This window comes from Proteus sp. NMG38-2 (genome assembly GCF_020640995.1).
GTDB lineage: Bacteria > Pseudomonadota > Gammaproteobacteria > Enterobacterales > Enterobacteriaceae > Proteus.
This window is the reverse complement of sequence record NZ_CP085481.1, coordinates 2528347-2543824: the sequence shown is the minus strand read 5'-3', so window position 1 is coordinate 2543824 and position 15478 is coordinate 2528347. Positions and strand designations below refer to the sequence as shown.

The 15478-nt window shown below is 35.1% G+C and carries 16 protein-coding genes and 1 riboswitch; of the genes, 7 read left to right on the top strand and 9 right to left on the bottom strand.

The features are described from left to right. Window positions 1–44: 44 nt before the first annotated feature. Window positions 45–491 (bottom strand): universal stress protein, encoded by a 447-nt coding sequence (locus LG402_RS12060; protein ID WP_109407757.1) that lies wholly within the window; start codon window positions 489–491, stop codon window positions 45–47. Window positions 492–728: 237 nt separating this feature from the next. Between LG402_RS12060 and psiE the strand changes: the two genes are divergently transcribed. Next, window positions 729–1142, top strand: coding sequence for a phosphate-starvation-inducible protein PsiE (psiE, locus tag LG402_RS12055; protein ID WP_072068485.1), 414 nt, complete (start codon window positions 729–731; stop codon window positions 1140–1142). Window positions 1143–1277: 135 nt separating this feature from the next. Further along, the gene (rlmA, locus tag LG402_RS12050; RefSeq protein WP_166540588.1) at window positions 1278–2093 is read left to right on the top strand and encodes a 23S rRNA (guanine(745)-N(1))-methyltransferase; all 816 of its coding nucleotides are present in this window, start codon (window positions 1278–1280) and stop codon (window positions 2091–2093) included. A 94-nt stretch (window positions 2094–2187) separates the two neighbouring features. On the opposite strand, the gene mntP is transcribed toward rlmA, so the two are convergent. From mntP to pabB, 4 genes are all read right to left on the bottom strand, one after another. Beyond that, window positions 2188–2775, bottom strand: a complete 588-nt coding sequence (gene mntP, locus LG402_RS12045; RefSeq protein WP_109407755.1) for a manganese efflux pump MntP — start codon at window positions 2773–2775, stop codon at window positions 2188–2190. Between the two features lie 85 nt (window positions 2776–2860). After that, window positions 2861–2974, bottom strand: a riboswitch (yybP-ykoY riboswitch). Window positions 2975–3473: 499 nt separating this feature from the next. Then, window positions 3474–4835, bottom strand: coding sequence for an L-serine ammonia-lyase (locus tag LG402_RS12040; RefSeq protein ID WP_166540587.1), 1362 nt, complete (start codon window positions 4833–4835; stop codon window positions 3474–3476). Window positions 4836–5020: 185 nt separating this feature from the next. After that, entirely contained in the window at window positions 5021–5584 is a 564-nt protein-coding gene (locus LG402_RS12035; RefSeq protein ID WP_166540586.1) for a CoA pyrophosphatase, read from the bottom strand. Continuing rightward, entirely contained in the window at window positions 5571–6956 is a 1386-nt protein-coding gene (pabB, locus tag LG402_RS12030; protein WP_210813937.1) for an aminodeoxychorismate synthase component 1, read from the bottom strand. Before pabB ends, LG402_RS12035 begins: the two co-directional genes overlap by 14 nt. A 112-nt stretch (window positions 6957–7068) precedes the next feature. Here pabB and LG402_RS12025 point away from each other — a divergent pair, with 112 nt between their 5' ends. Next, on the top strand, window positions 7069–7251 hold the full coding sequence (locus LG402_RS12025) for a YoaH family protein (RefSeq protein ID WP_072068479.1): 183 nt from the start codon (window positions 7069–7071) through the stop codon (window positions 7249–7251). Window positions 7252–7347: 96 nt separating this feature from the next. Then, a complete protein-coding gene (gene yebF / locus LG402_RS12020) occupies window positions 7348–7737 on the top strand; it encodes a protein YebF (RefSeq protein ID WP_166540584.1) in 390 nt (129 codons plus the stop codon). 98 nt (window positions 7738–7835) lie between these two features. Here yebF and LG402_RS12015 read toward each other — a convergent pair whose 3' ends face one another. Next, complete coding sequence (locus LG402_RS12015) at window positions 7836–8069, bottom strand: DNA polymerase III subunit theta (protein ID WP_109407750.1); 234 nt, start codon at window positions 8067–8069, stop codon at window positions 7836–7838. 1340 nt (window positions 8070–9409) lie between these two features. On the opposite strand from LG402_RS12015, the gene LG402_RS12010 reads away from it, so the two are divergent. Both LG402_RS12010 and LG402_RS12005 read left to right on the top strand, forming a co-directional pair. Then, window positions 9410–10882, top strand: coding sequence for an alanine/glycine:cation symporter family protein (locus LG402_RS12010; protein WP_227335552.1), 1473 nt, complete (start codon window positions 9410–9412; stop codon window positions 10880–10882). A gap of 98 nt (window positions 10883–10980) precedes the next feature. Beyond that, the gene (locus tag LG402_RS12005; protein WP_166540583.1) at window positions 10981–11820 is read left to right on the top strand and encodes an N-acetylmuramoyl-L-alanine amidase; all 840 of its coding nucleotides are present in this window, start codon (window positions 10981–10983) and stop codon (window positions 11818–11820) included. Window positions 11821–11952: 132 nt separating this feature from the next. Here the strand turns inward: LG402_RS12005 and brnQ are convergent, their stop codons facing one another. The 3 genes from brnQ to LG402_RS11990 all read right to left on the bottom strand — a co-directional run bounded on the left by brnQ (window position 11953) and on the right by LG402_RS11990 (window position 14922). Beyond that, on the bottom strand, window positions 11953–13299 hold the full coding sequence (gene brnQ / locus LG402_RS12000) for a branched-chain amino acid transport system II carrier protein (RefSeq protein ID WP_109407747.1): 1347 nt from the start codon (window positions 13297–13299) through the stop codon (window positions 11953–11955). Between the two features lie 302 nt (window positions 13300–13601). Next, the gene (gene yidA / locus LG402_RS11995; protein WP_227335550.1) at window positions 13602–14408 is read right to left on the bottom strand and encodes a sugar-phosphatase; all 807 of its coding nucleotides are present in this window, start codon (window positions 14406–14408) and stop codon (window positions 13602–13604) included. Window positions 14409–14535: 127 nt separating this feature from the next. Continuing rightward, on the bottom strand, window positions 14536–14922 hold the full coding sequence (locus LG402_RS11990) for a helix-turn-helix domain-containing protein (protein WP_006533085.1): 387 nt from the start codon (window positions 14920–14922) through the stop codon (window positions 14536–14538). 339 nt (window positions 14923–15261) lie between these two features. Here LG402_RS11990 and mgrB point away from each other — a divergent pair, with 339 nt between their 5' ends. Continuing rightward, the gene (gene mgrB, locus LG402_RS22270; protein WP_227335537.1) at window positions 15262–15438 is read left to right on the top strand and encodes a PhoP/PhoQ regulator MgrB; all 177 of its coding nucleotides are present in this window, start codon (window positions 15262–15264) and stop codon (window positions 15436–15438) included. The last annotated feature ends 40 nt before the right edge of the window (window positions 15439–15478 follow it).

Sequence of the window (15478 nt, the reverse complement as noted above, 5' to 3'; positions counted from 1 at the left end):
TAAACAACCTAGCATTATTGCCAAAAGATAGGGGGCTAGTGATTTTATTTACGTATAACCATTACTGAACGTGACGTATTATTCACAATATAATCAGCAGTAGATCCTAGTAATATATTACGTTGATTACGCGAGCTTGAACCAATAATAATGGTATCTGCATCCACTTTTTCTGCTAATTCTAGAATATTATAATTAGGTGTGCCGATAACAGCATGGCACTGGTATTGCTCTTTAGGTAAGTTAAATTGTTGTTTTACACATTGTTCTAATTTTTCAGTTAGCAAAATTAGAGCTTGTTGCTTTTTCTCAACAACGGAAGTGCAATCACAATTAAGCCCATAAGCTTCTAAAGAGCGTAAATTAGGCATAACCGTAATAAAATGGAAATAATTTTCTGGTTTTGAGGCAAGGAAGTGAATATCAGCAATCATTCGTTGAATTCTGTTATCTTCTAATAAATCAATTGCAACAAGGTATTTGTTAGCCATAGTCTACCTTTTAAATAAATTAGCCCTTAAAAGTCAGTATAAGTAAATTAGCTTACAAGTTGAAATTTAAAAGCAAATATTGCGATTATTGCATCATTATTTTGGGTTTTTAAGCTCTAAAAGATAAAAAAATGGTGTTATGAACGAGTAAATCCTTTAAAATTTAGCCAATTGCCTAATAGCTATTTTTGTTCTTTTTACACATCCATGGAATGATCTCACTAGGTTATAGTTTATATGAGAAAATCAAGCGAAGACTTACTTAAATGTATTGCCACTATATTACAGTGGGTGCTTAATATTGGATTGCTTATTTTAGCAATTGTATTAGTTAGTTTTCTTATCAAAGAAACTTATGTAATTGCTTCATTATTATTTAATTTAGGTGCACAAGAGTCATCTTATCAATTACTAGAAGGTATTTTGATCTATTTTCTTTATTTTGAGTTTATTGCACTTATTGTTAAATATTTTTTATCTGGTGGGCATTTCCCGCTTAGATATTTTATCTATATCGGTATTACTGCAATTGTGCGTTTGATTATTGTTGAACACAAAGATTCTGTGGATACTTTAATCCAATCAGGCGCAATTTTACTGCTAGTTATCGCATTATTTATTGCTAATACTGAAAAGTTAAAACGGACTTAAAAATCGATAAATTATGTTTACTTAGTCACTGAGCATAAAAACAGTCTCAAAAATAAAAATAAGGTTTCCGCAAGATTGAGAGAGGTATGTTATTATCTCTCTCAATTTTATTAGGGGTTATACAAAAATATTACTATGTCCTATCAATGTCCATTATGTAATCAGGCACTTTCTCTTCGGGCTCACAGTTGGGTATGTGAAAATAATCATCAGTTTGATTGCGCGAAAGAAGGGTATGTAAATTTGCTGCCAGTGCAATTTAAACGCTCAAAAGAGCCGGGTGATAGCGCTGAAATGATAAATGCTCGCCGTGAGTTTTTAGATGCAGGTTTTTATCAGCCAATGAGAGATAAAGTAGCTGATTTACTACAAGCATTGTTGCCTATGGATAATAGCGTTGTATTGGATATTGGTTGCGGTGAAGGCTATTACACCCACCAGTTTTATCAAAATCTAAAATTACATAATCCTCAAGTGTATGGCTTAGATGTTTCTAAAGTTGCGATTAAATATGCAGCTAAACGTTATTCATCTATCCATTTTTGTGTGGCTTCAAGTCAGCGTTTACCTTTTTGTGATGCCTCTTTAAATGCTGTTATTCGTATTTATGCTCCTTGCAATAGTGGTGAATTAGCAAGAGTCATTGTAAATAATGGATATATTATTACGGTCACTCCTGCGCCTCGTCACCTATACCAGCTAAAAGCACTGATTTATTCAGAAGTACATCTTCATCCATTAAAAGAAGAACAATTTGATGGTTTCAATAAAGTGGCTGAGCATCAAGTTGCTTATATGATGAATTTAAACGGTAAGCAGGCATTTGATTTATTACAAATGACGCCGTTTGCATGGCGAGCAAGTGAAGAAGTGAAACAGTCATTAGCTGAAAGTGAATGTTTTGTATGTGAAACGGATTTTTTAATTCGAGTTTATCAACGTCATGTTTAATAACGAAAGCAATAAACAATTTATAATGTAAATAAAAAAGCTTAGGCATGATATTCAAACCTAAGCTTTTTATTGTGTTCTGTTAAATTGGTGATTATTTTGCGTACATAAATAATTCAAGATGTTCGAATACAATATTAAAGCCGATAGCAATTAATACGATCCCACCAATAATTTCTGCTTTTTTCCCAAGCACTGGGCCAATATAGCGCCCAATTAACATACCTAGTGTCGCCATGATCATCGTCATCATGCCAATGGTCATCGCAGTATGAACAATATTGACTTGAAGGAATGCTAAACCAACACCAATTGCCATTGCATCAAGGCTGGTGGCAATACCGGTTGCTATTAAAGAGAGCGATCCATGGCGTTGTGGCGCGGCTTCTTCGCAAGGACATTCATCACCACGTTTTACGCTTTGGTAAATCATACGACTACCAAGAACAAATAGTAATCCAAAAGCAACCCAGTGATCCCATTGAATAATATATTGGCTAGTATATAAACCTAATGCCCAACCAATAACGGGGGTGCTGGCTTCAATAATACCAAATATAAATCCAGTGCGGAGTGCTTCACGAAAACGAGGTTTATGTAATGTGGCACCTTTACAGACTGCAACAGCAAATGCGTCCATAGAAAGGGCAAGGGCAAGGATGATAGTAGCGTAGAAACTCATAATAAAGCCTCGGTTGGGGTATTTCCATATACACACAATTGACCCCCAACCAAAGAAGTACAATTATGTGTCTATGGTCTTGCCAACCGTATTACGGCATCTGCACCACGCTAAATAAAAATAAGCGAGTATGTTGATACAGACTTCTTAAAATAATTAAGTTTTATTTTAAGACAGGCTACTCCCCAATGACTTGATGCAGAAGATAACATATTATTTCTGAAAGGCAACATATTATTTATTATATTTCAAAGATGATATTGATAATAATTATCATTATTAACTTGGGCGATTTTAAATATATAAGGAACGTTTTTAAAATGTTAAAAAAATGATAACTTTCAATGTGATAAAATATTAACCATATAATAAACAATGGATTGTAATTATATTTATAATGAAAAATTAATTTTTTAAATTAAGAGGAATACACCTAAAAATAATAAGTTTAATTTTTTTAAATATTAAATGGATATTAAATAAGCCTATATTTAATGCGTCTATATTTAATCTTACGTTCTATATTTTATAAATATAGAAAAATAAAAAGTGGATTTTTTTAAAAAATATTTTTTATTTAATTATTAATCTTATGTTTTTCTTTAATTATCTATAGGTTAAGTGATCATTAAAAATAAAATTTCTAGTAATAAAAAAAGCCATTCAAAATGAATGGCTTTTAACTAAAACAAGGTTAATTAGTCACATTGTACTTTTATTGCTAAACCACCGCGTGATGTTTCGCGATATTTAGCATTCATGTCTTTACCTGTTTCATACATGGTTTCAATAACTTTATCGAGAGAAACTCGAGGTTCGCTGGTACGACGAATGGCCATACGTGCCGCATTAACTGCTTTAACCGAAGCAATGGCATTACGCTCGATGCATGGAACTTGTACTTGTCCTGCAACAGGGTCGCATGTTAAGCCGAGGTTATGTTCCATACCGATTTCAGCGGCAATACAGACTTGCTCTGGACTTCCACCTAATAATTCAGCAAGACCTGCTGCTGCCATTGAACAAGCTACACCAACTTCGCCTTGGCAACCTACTTCAGCACCTGAAATAGAAGCATTCATTTTGTAAAGAATACCAATTGCACCTGATGCTAAGAAATAGCGTAAGTAGATTTCTTGTGTCACAGGTTCGATACAACGATCGTAGTAAGCCAATACTGCTGGCACGATACCACATGCGCCATTAGTTGGTGCAGTTACAACACGTCCACCAGCTGCATTTTCTTCATTAACAGCCAGTGCAAACATGTTGATGAGATCAACAACTTTCATTGGATCGTTTGACAAGCTGTTGCTTGATGTTAATAAACGATTTAATGCAGCCGCACGGCGAGGTACACGTAATGGACCTGGCAATACGCCTTCTGTATTTAAACCATGTTCAATACATTCTTGCATTGTTTTATAAACATCAGCGAAATAGGCATTGATTTCAGCTTGAGTGTGCAGATCTAGCTCGTTTTTCATCATTAAGCTAGAAATGGATAAACCAGTTTCTTTGCAGTGCTTTAATAACTCTTCGGCGCTAGCATAAGGGTATGAAACAGGTTTACTATTAAGTGTTGATTTACCAAAGTTTTCTTCATCAACAATAAAACCACCACCAATAGAGTAGTAAGTTTTTCTATATACTTCTTTGTCGCCAGCAAAAGCATGAATAGTCATACCATTTTCATGCAATGAGAGGTTGTCATTACTGAAATGCATACTTTCTGCTGGGAAGTCGACAATTTTTAAGCCATTTGCTAATGATAGTTTGCCAGTTTCTTCAACGTTACGAATAAAGCTGGGAATGCTGTCAATATCGACAGTAGCAGGTGCGTTACCAGCTAAGCCCATAATAATTGCAATATCAGTGTGGTGACCTTTGCCTGTTAAAGACAAGGAGCCGTAAACATCAACAGCTACACGGGTGACAGACGCAATCAATTCCTGGTTGACTAAATCATCGACAAATTCTTTACCCGCTTTCATTGGCCCTACAGTATGAGAGCTAGAGGGTCCGATGCCCACTTTAAACATGTCAAAAACGCTAATCACGTCAGACTCCTTAATAATAAGAGAGAGGGTTAAAAAAGAATAAAATATAGTTATTTATAGTAAAGGGATCGTTTTTACGATTATATCGTCCCGTTAATGATGTAGTTTACAACATTTTTTTAAAATAGCTAAGTAGAGTTGTGAAGGCGATGATAAAAAGCACAAGCTGGACAGAAAATAACGCTTTAAGTGATATGTAAAGCAAGTTTATGTAAAATAGCCGCCGTTAATCCCCAGACAAGATGTCCATCATAAGGGTAAAAATAGATCCGATGATTTTCACCTGAACGGCGAAAATCGAGTGGTTGATAGTGTTGTGCATTGAGTACATGACTTAATGGCATTTCAAAGATAGAGGCGACTTCAGCTGGGTTTTGGCGTAAAGATAAACCTGCTGGGATCACGCCCACAATGGGAGTAACTAAATATCCACTTGAACTTTGCAATGGTGGTAATTGCCCAATCACCGAAACGGCATTGGGTGGAATAGCGACTTCTTCGTGAGCTTCTCTGAGCGCGGTTTCAATAAGATTATTATCTTCAGGATCTCGTTTGCCACCAGGTAAAGCGACTTGACCTGCATGCGAGCGTAATGTTGATGCGCGTTCCGTTAATAATATGGTTGGATTAGGTTTATTGATAATCGGCAGCAATACTGCTGCCGTTTTTTGAGCATGGAGTGGCTGATTTACCCTATCATCAGGTAATGTGAGTTGAAAACGATTGATAAAAGTATCAATGGGTGTCATCGATAGTAGACTCACTTAAAACAGTTAATATTTGCCCAAGTTTATCGAATGTTTCTTGGTACTCTTTTTCAGCAACACTATCAGCAACAATACCGCCGCCCGCCCAACAGTAAATCTTATTTTTTTCTGTCAATAAAGTACGGATGCTGATATTGGTATCCATTGTGCCACAAAAACTAATATAGCCGATGGCACCACAATATCCATGACGGCGATGTGGCTCTAATTCTTCAATGATTTCCATTGCTCGGATCTTAGGTGCGCCAGTGATTGAACCGCCGGGAAACGCAGCTCTTAATAAATCTGTTGCTGTTAGATGTGAGGGAAGTTGTGCTGTAATAGTACTGACTAAATGGTGTACTGCTGGAAAACGTTCAACAACAAACAGTTCTGGTACTTTAACGGAACCGGTAACGGCAACTTTTCCAATATCATTACGCATAAGATCAACAATCATTAAATTTTCTGCGCGATCTTTACGTGAGCTTTGGAGCAGTAACGCTTGTTCATCATCTTCTTCGGGGGTCACTTTGCGTGGCAGTGTTCCTTTTATCGGGCGTGTTTCTATTTTATTATCAGCTAAATGAATAAAACGCTCTGGTGAAACACTTAATACAAAATTATTGGGCAAACACATAAAAGATGAAAAAGGTGCTTTATTTGCTTGATTCAATGTTAAAAATGCAGCCCATTCACTACCAGTATAATTTGCACAAAAACGTTGAGCTAAATTAACTTGATAACAATCACCAGAAAGTAAGTATTGATGAATTTTAGCAATTTTTTCGTTGTATTCAGCATTGCTAATGTTCGATTGCCAGTCTGTGGTTAAGGTAAATGGAGTATCAATCAATGTGGGCGTTTGGTTTTCTAGCCACTGCAATCGCTCATCAATATTATCATAGCTAATTAAAGTGGCTTTTTTTAATTCATGATCGACAATTAATGCCCAATCATAAATTCCAATAGCCATATCTGCAAAATTGAGTTCATTTTTAGCGTTTTCAGGTAGTTTTTCAATACGACGGCCTAAGTCATAACTCCAAATACCTAAAGCCCCACCTAAGAACGGCAATGAATCATTGTATTCTGGATGAAAACTAAACTGTTCTAGTTCTTGTTGGATCAGTGTAAAAGGATCTTTTTTAGAGCGTCTGATCGCACCATTTTTTTCTTTAATTGTTGTGGTTTGTTTGCGTGTTTCTAAAGTTACAAGAGGATCAGAGACAATAATATCAAAACGGTTATGAGGATGTTCGGCAAAGCCAGAATGAAGTAAACTAGACCAAGGCAATGAAGCGATGGGAGAGAATACCCGTAGTGCTAGATCTGGGGTATAAATGAGCTCACGTTGTTGTAATTGCATATCCATCTTATGACCATGTAAACAAAGTATGTTGTATCATTCGCACAATGAATTGTAATCAAAAAGATTATATTCATGTAAATACAAAATAGAAGTTGATAAAGATAAGAGTAACATTATGTTTCTAGGAATGCCTACATTAACACACGAAGAACAACAAAAAGCAGTAGAAAAAATTCAATCTCTTATGGCTGAGGGAATGAGTAGTGGAGAGGCTATTCAGTTGGTTGCTCAAGAATTAAGAGAAAAGCACACAACGCGTGAATCGGTTTCTATCATATTTGATGATGAGAATGAATAAAACATTTTTTTAACAAATGTCACAAATATGTTGTTAACCCTATGCTATGCTTAATGGAAACACATCCTGTTTTAAGGGATATTTTCGGGAGGTTATATGAAATTAAGCAAGTTAGCAGGTCAAACAGGGATACTTGGTGTAGCTCTTTTACTTGCTGTTTCTTTTGGGGCATCTGCAGAAAGTGTCGATAATGTTAATAAAGATATTGTACGCTCTGCACCTTTTGCGAGTTGCGTTAATTTAGACAACAACCAACTTGTTACTAGAGTGAAGAATGATTATCTACAGAATCGTCTCCCCCGTTGGCAAGAAGATAAAAAGGCGTTGGGTCCGAAACCTGTAGCAAGTATCAATGCTAACGAAGTTATCAAGATGGATAATAACTATCAGATGGTGTTGAATGTTCGCGGAGCGAGAACAGATCTTCGTTACAATGTTCAAGTTAATTGCGACGAAAATACCATCACTTATGTTTCACCTAAATAATGAATAAGTGATAGTTTCCATTGTTAACAGATTGAAAAAAAGAGATAAACTTAAGTTTATCTCTTTTTTTGTCATTAAATTTTATCAAGAAAGTGCTATTATTTTTTCGCTTGAGGCTCATAAGGTAAACGAGAATAGTGTTGGCTTCTCGCTCGATAAAACATTAGCCTTTCTTGAAAATAAGCGTGAAGCGCTTGAGGCTGTTCTCGTAAAACTGCGTCAGCAACAACAGGCATATTATATCGCTCTTTAAAGGCAACACCTGAAGCGGCTAAGCTTACATTTATTTTGTCTTTTTCTTCTTGTGTTAATTCTGAAAGGTTATAACCCATCGTTCTCCTCCCTATAACAATACGAATAAAGTAAAAGAGCATGCTTATTAATGCAAGTAAATAAAGATATTAGTCATTATATAATGATAAAAAGCATCCGTATTATTTAGATGATTTTTTAATCAGTATCATTAAATATAACAATGAAAAATAAATATTCACTAATTGTTATACTACTTTATAGGTAATTTAAATAATGAAAATGATAAAAATCGCATTTATACACATAATTAAATCTATTTTAAAATAGACTAAAAAATAGTTTACCTTTGTAAAGAGTAAATAAATATAATGTTTAATTTGATTTAGATCAATGAACAAAACAAAGAAATTTGCATTAAAAATAGATAAATATTGTTAATTCATTGGGTGTGTGTGTGCTATGTGTTTGTTTTATATTACTTGATAGAGGGTTAAGGTAAGGTGTTGAAATATTGATATAAAAAAATGCCCTGTTGGGGAAACAGGGCGAAAAATAATACAACACCAGGGAAAAACATAGTATAAATAAAATTAACTAAATGGTTAATAGGTAAACTTACGTGATTCTTCATTTTTTTATTAATATAAAATAAATATTTAATACTCTTTAATTAGTACTTAAAAAAAAGGAGCGCTATTAATGAATAGTAAGTGAATAAAAAAGAGAACGGATACCAATCAATGATATTCGTACAGATGACAGACAAAAAGATATATTAAAATTTAAATATTTATATAATTTTATAAGGAAAGTTATAAAAAATACTTTTTGTCTTACTATAAAATATTATTAAGATTAAAGCACTTCATTGATTATGTAATACAAAGATTTTATTGTTAATGATTATAAAAAGCTTATTTCTTAAATGTTAATTATCATAATGATTAATCAAGATTAAAAAAATTACTTTAACGAATCGTTTTTATTTTTCATTATTAAATTTATTTTAGATAATAAAGAAAGTTATTTGTTGATGTTTTTTTGAGCTGTATGTTTTTTTTCTAAAATGACTGATTAACTTAATTATTAAAGTATTAACTTTTCTTTTTTGAGTTAATAAGATTAAGAGATATTTATTTATCTTAATGATATATATTGATTTTTTATTTTGTAATATTGTTTGTTTTAGTTAATGAGATAATTAAATTCAAATACTAACATATAAAAAAATAAACAAAAAACATACATTTCGCACAATCTTGTGTTACATTTAATTCGCTTTTTATACAGCAATTTTTGATATTACATAAAGACATACTTGGATCATTAATTGATTCAATTACACGGTGTTTATTCGTTTTTATTTCAATAGCGATGTAAGGATAAGTTATATACGTTATTATACAGGGGGATTAATTTGACTGGGCTAATAAACTTTGCAAATAGCATTTTATGGGGATATGTCCTTATCTACTTACTTCTAGGAGTCGGTATTTATTTTACTATCCGTACTGGGTTTATACAAATCCGACATTTTAATCATATGTTCTCTATTTTAAAAAATAGCCATAAGTCAGATAAATCAGGGATCTCTTCCTTTCAGGCATTATGCACAAGCTTAGCTGCGCGTGTAGGAACCGGAAATTTAACCGGTGTTGCCATTGCATTAACGGCAGGCGGGCCTGGTGCTATTTTTTGGATGTGGGTTGTTGCTCTAATCGGTATGGCAACATCTTTAATTGAAAGCACACTAGCACAGCTTTATAAGACAAAAGACGATGAGGGTAATTATCGCGGGGGACCTGCTTATTATATGACGAAGGGATTAAAAATGCGCTGGATGGGCGTTCTCTTCGCTATTTTCCTAATCATTGCTTTTGGTTTAGTTTTTAATGCGGTTCAAGCCAATTCGATTGCGCAAGCAACAGCATCAGCCTTTAATTTTGATCCATTTTATGTTGGCATCTTTTTAGTGATAACTAGCGGATTTATTATTTTTGGTGGTCTACGCTGGGTTGCTCGTGTTGCAGAGCTAGTTGTTCCTATTATGGCAACTGCTTATTTATTATTAGCCTTCTGGGTTGTTGCTGATCATATTGAACGTTTACCTGATGTTTTCCTTTTAATCTTTAAAAGCGCTTTTGGTTTACAAGAAGCTGCGGCCGGTGCGATAGGTTACGGCATTAGCCAAGCAATGACTCAAGGTATTCAGCGGGGCTTATTCTCTAACGAAGCCGGAATGGGATCGGCTCCTAATGCTGCCGCTTCTGCAACACCTTATCCGCCACATCCTGCCTCTCAAGGTTATATTCAAATGCTTGGTGTATTTATGGATACGTTGGTTATCTGTAGTGCAACAGCAGTGATAATTTTGTCATCAGGAGTACTCGATAGTTATCCAGAAGGCATTAATGGCATTCAATTGACGCAATTGGCGCTGTCATCAAGTGTAGGTGGTTGGGGAAGTACCTTTATTGCTATTGCTATTTTCTTCTTTGCTTTTACCTCGATTATTGCCAATTATGCTTATGCAGAAAGTAATATGATTTTCCTTGGGCGTAATCATACAACAGGGCTATTCCTTTTACGCTCAGCTGTATTAGCAATGGTGATGTTTGGTGCTTTGGCAGATATGCCTCTTGTTTGGAAAATGGCTGATCTCTCCATGGGATTAATGGCAATGACAAATTTAATTGCCATTATATTACTTTCAGGCGTTGCATTAAAATTAGTCAAAGATTACAACCAGCAACGACAAGCTGGTTTATTGCCAACTTTTGATATACGCCAATATCCAGAGCTACAAGCGGATATTGAAGATGGCATCTGGGAAAATAATATCATTCCTGATGAGCCTTTAGTTAGATGTGAAAAAGTCAGCAATAACTGAAGAATATAAAAAAAGAGTTAAAACGGGAAACCTATATTTTTTAATATGGGTTTTTTTATTACAATTTAACTTTGGGAACATTAACTCAAGGATCAGAAATGAAGTCTAGTCGGTATTACATTGGATTACTTATTGCTGTAAGTCTCTTAAGTAGTTGCGTTCAACAACCTGAGTATATTGATCGAGGCGATTATATTGCTAAAGTTATCCCTAATAAGCAGGATGCTAACGACTGTGTTAAATATTTAGTCATGCATTATACCGCGCTAGATGATGAGCGTTCATTGAAGGTTCTCACTGCTGGGCGAGTTAGTAGCCATTATCTTATACCAACACATCCCTCAACTATTGATGGAAAACCTGTTGTTATTTCATTAGTAGATGAAAGACAAATTGCTTGGCATGCAGGTGTTAGTCAATGGGGAGATGCGACAAGCTTAAATCATTGTTCTATTGGTATTGAGATTGTTAATCTGGGCTACCGTGATAATGGAAAATTTAGATATTGGTATTCTTATACCGCAGATCAAATTGTCACTATTTCAATGGTGATGAAAGATATTATTGAACGCTATGATATCGAGCCTCAAAACGTTTTGGGCCACAGTGATATTGCGCCTTTAAGAAAAGTTGATCCGGGTCCTTTATTTCCTTGGGAAAGATTAGCAAATCAAGGAATAGGTGCTTGGCCTGATAAACAGTTAGTACAAGCTTATTTAGCCGGTAGAGATCCTTCTGAGCCAGTTGATGTTGCAAACTTCCAAAAACTATTACAGCAATATGGTTATCAAACACCAACAGATGGCATATTAGATAATGATGCACAAAAAGTCGTTAAGGCTTTCCAAATGCATTTTAGATCAGCGAAAGCCAATGGGCTCCCTGATGCTCAATCAGAAGCTATTTTAAGGGCTTTGATTGAGAAATACCGAACTTAAAGTTTCCTTTGATGAATTGACAGTAAAAACACAAGGGATCAAAAAGCAAAAAGCGTCTCCACTATAGAAGTTGGAAGACGCTTTTTTTTGTGAACTTACAATCAGCGCTACAAATTACGAGCTATATACTAATTATTTTGCTGTATTTTCTACTGAAAGATTTTCTTCTTTAAGATTTAAGCTAACAAACAGTGAAATTATGAATGCAATTGCACCGGGTAATACCCAACCTAGACCATAATCAGAAAGCGGGATATAGCTAAATAATTGCAGTAAATCAGCATTTAACCATTTCAATTGTTTCAACGTATCGAAAAGGCTCATTAATACGATGATGGCAATAGTAAAGCGATAGGTAAAACGCGGTGATTTTAATTTGTTACGAATAAATTGCAGTAATACCAATGTGACTGATGTTGGATAAATCATCAATAACGCAGGAATGGTCACACGTAATAAAGTATCAAGGCCAAACGTTGATACAATTGTGGTCATTAATGTAAAGACAACAACCCAGAAGCGATAGCCTAAACGGTGGTGGAATGTTGCGAAATAGTCAGCTGCAGCACTTGTTACACCCACTAGAGTGGTCATACTTGCTAATAAAACAATCCCTCCCATTAGCCAAGTACCAACAGAGCCAAATAAAGCATCAACATAACGAGAGAATATTTGACCACCATTTGTGGCATTGAGTGCAGGATCTGCAAAAACAGAAACAGAATGGCTAGTGGCACCTAAATAGAACAGGCATAGATAAAGCGCAGCTAACAGTAAAACGGAAATGAGTCCTGCTTTTACGGTAATAAAACCGATTTGGCGTGGTTCAGTAATTCCTTTGGTATACAACGCACGCGCAACGATACCACCGAATGCCATGGCAGAAAGGACATCCATGGTTTGGTAACCGTCTATAAAGCCAGAGAAGAAACCATTAACAGCATAAAGACCTGTAGGCTCTCCAATAGGAGAAATAGGTTTAGCCACAACGGCAATGCCAACAACAACCAGCAAGACTAACAGTGCTGGAGTCATAAATTTACCAATAGCGCTGATCATCGTGCCTTGTTTTAGCATGAAGAACATACTTGTAATATTGAAAACAAGCGCGAAAGTTAGGTGTGTTGCGGTATTTTTCTCGATAAGACCTAATGGCAGGAAGCCCATTTCATAAGCGGTGTTAGTTACACGAGGCATCGCAAAAGTAGAACCTACGATAAGATATAGTGCAACCCAGAAAATGACAGCGACCCATGAAGGTAAATCAACAGAGAGACGTTCACCACGTCCTCGAATTGCAACAATGACTAAGGTAAGAAAAGGAAGTAAGACACCCGTAACAAGAAAACCTAAGGATGTGCTAAACCAAAGGCTTCCTGATTGAAAACCCGCCATTGGGGGGAAAATAATATTACCAGCGCCGAGGAAGAGTGCGAAAACCATCATTCCAAGAACGAGCATGTCTTTTGTAGAAAGCATAACTAAAACTACCTGTCTGTGAAGAAAATATATTAATGATTTATATTTGTTATTCTACTCTTAGCCTATTTAATAGCTGAATATGTTGTAAAAATGCAGTTTGAATAACGAAAAGTGAATTGATAGTAACAAATTCTGAAGGATATGTAAGAAGAAAGGCAGATTTAACGCTCATTTAACAGTAATTATAGAATAATAAAAGGCTATGTTTTTGGTCAAAAAGCAGTGTGATCCTCTGCTAAGGATCACAAATGCTATATAATTTTGTAGACATTCACGATAAAACACAAAAAAGATCGTGTTTAAATAAATTTATTGATAGCGACTGCAACACCGTGCTCTTCATTAGAAAGTGTGACGAATTTGGCGACTTTTTTCACTTCATCAGGAGCGTTTCCCATTGCAACACCTAAAGCAGCATATTTCAGCATTGCTAAATCATTACCTTGATCACCGATGCACATAATTTTTTCTGGAGTAATTTTTAAATGCTCAGCGACTTTTTGAACCGCACTTCCTTTATTGACATTAGTATTTAGTACTTCAATAAAATAAGGGGCACTACGTAATATGCTATATTGTTCGTAAATATTGGCAGGTAAATATTGGATGGCGTTATCTAAAACAACTGGCGCATCAACAATCATAAATTTACTAAAATACATATCAGATTGCATTTCATTAAGTGGGCGATAGTAAAGAGGTGTCCAAGATAAGAAGGCTTCTTGGCAAGTGAAATGGCTAATATGACGATTAGTAGTGTAAATTTTATTATCACTAATGACGTGAAAATGAACACCTATCTCACGAGCGAGATTTTCAAAATAGAGGTAGTCTTCAAAATTGAGTAAATCCTGAATAATGACTTCACCATTATCTGCTTGATGAATTTGGCTTCCATTATTGCTAATACAGTAACAATCAGAAGTATCAAGACCGAGTATCTTTAAATAAGGGGAGATGCCATTAAAAGAGCGTCCTGAAGCTAGCACAATCTTAACACCAGCGTCTTTTGCTCGTTGAACCGCATTGTGTACTTCGGGCGTGATTTCGTGTTGTTTGTTGAGTAAGGTTCCATCTAAATCAATAGCGATAAGCTTAATACTCATTAGCATCCCCATATTAAATAAAAGCAATCATGATAAAGGAAGGGCGAAGCGGTCTATCATCACATAGCTTGAGTATTATTTATGTGACATTAAGGGCTATCTGTATAATGTCACATAAATAGAAGAGTTAATCACAACAAGGTGATTGTAAATGTAAGGGTTGTTTGGTTTCTAATACGATCTCTTGATTTTGCCGAAAGTCGAAAGGCGTAATGCCATACTCTTTACGGAACATGTAGGTAAAGTGAGACTGTGAACCAAAGCCAAAATCGAGGGCGATATCAAAGATAGAGCGCTCACTGGTACGTAATAAATGAATAGCGCCAGCCAATCTACGCTGACGGATATACTTTCCTAAAGAGGTGCCTGTGACTTCTTTAAAGATTTTCTGCATGTGCCAAAGAGAATACCCAGAATAAGCCGCCAACTCTTCAAGATGGATAACACGGCCTAAATGCTCCTCAATCCATTTACTTAGCGCGCAAACCAATGCGAGATGATTATCTTGTGGCATTACAGTTCCATTTTATCAATGAAGTTAAGGTAAAAATCAAAATTAACTCCCTAATCTTATACAAAAAGTGGCAGACAGAGAAATCCATATTAATGGATAGCTATTTCTTATCATTGGCAAAATGTGTAATAAAAATAAAAAGTGTTCATTTTGCCGACAGTTTAGAGAAAAATAGTGCAAATTATCTCAATTCTGTCGAGGAAGCGTTTACCTTTCATTATGAAAGTTATGCTAAATTCACTCATAGAGATAATTGATTGCGAATTTTATAACAACAACTCTCCGTGTTGTTATCGTATTTAAGCGAATGCTTATAATGTTATTAATCATACTAACAAAATGTATTTAAAGGATTTTAAATTGAACGCAAAGAAAATAATTATTAGTTTAATTATTGCATTAGCCATTAGTTTAGGTCTCTATCTTATGGCTTTAGATAACTTTTGCGATCGCGGAGAAGACTTTCAGCAAGGTCTTTGTCGGTTTACCACATTATTCCCCTCCAAACATAGCTAAAAAATCGCTTTTCTTATTATTTTTCGCCTAGCATAAAATG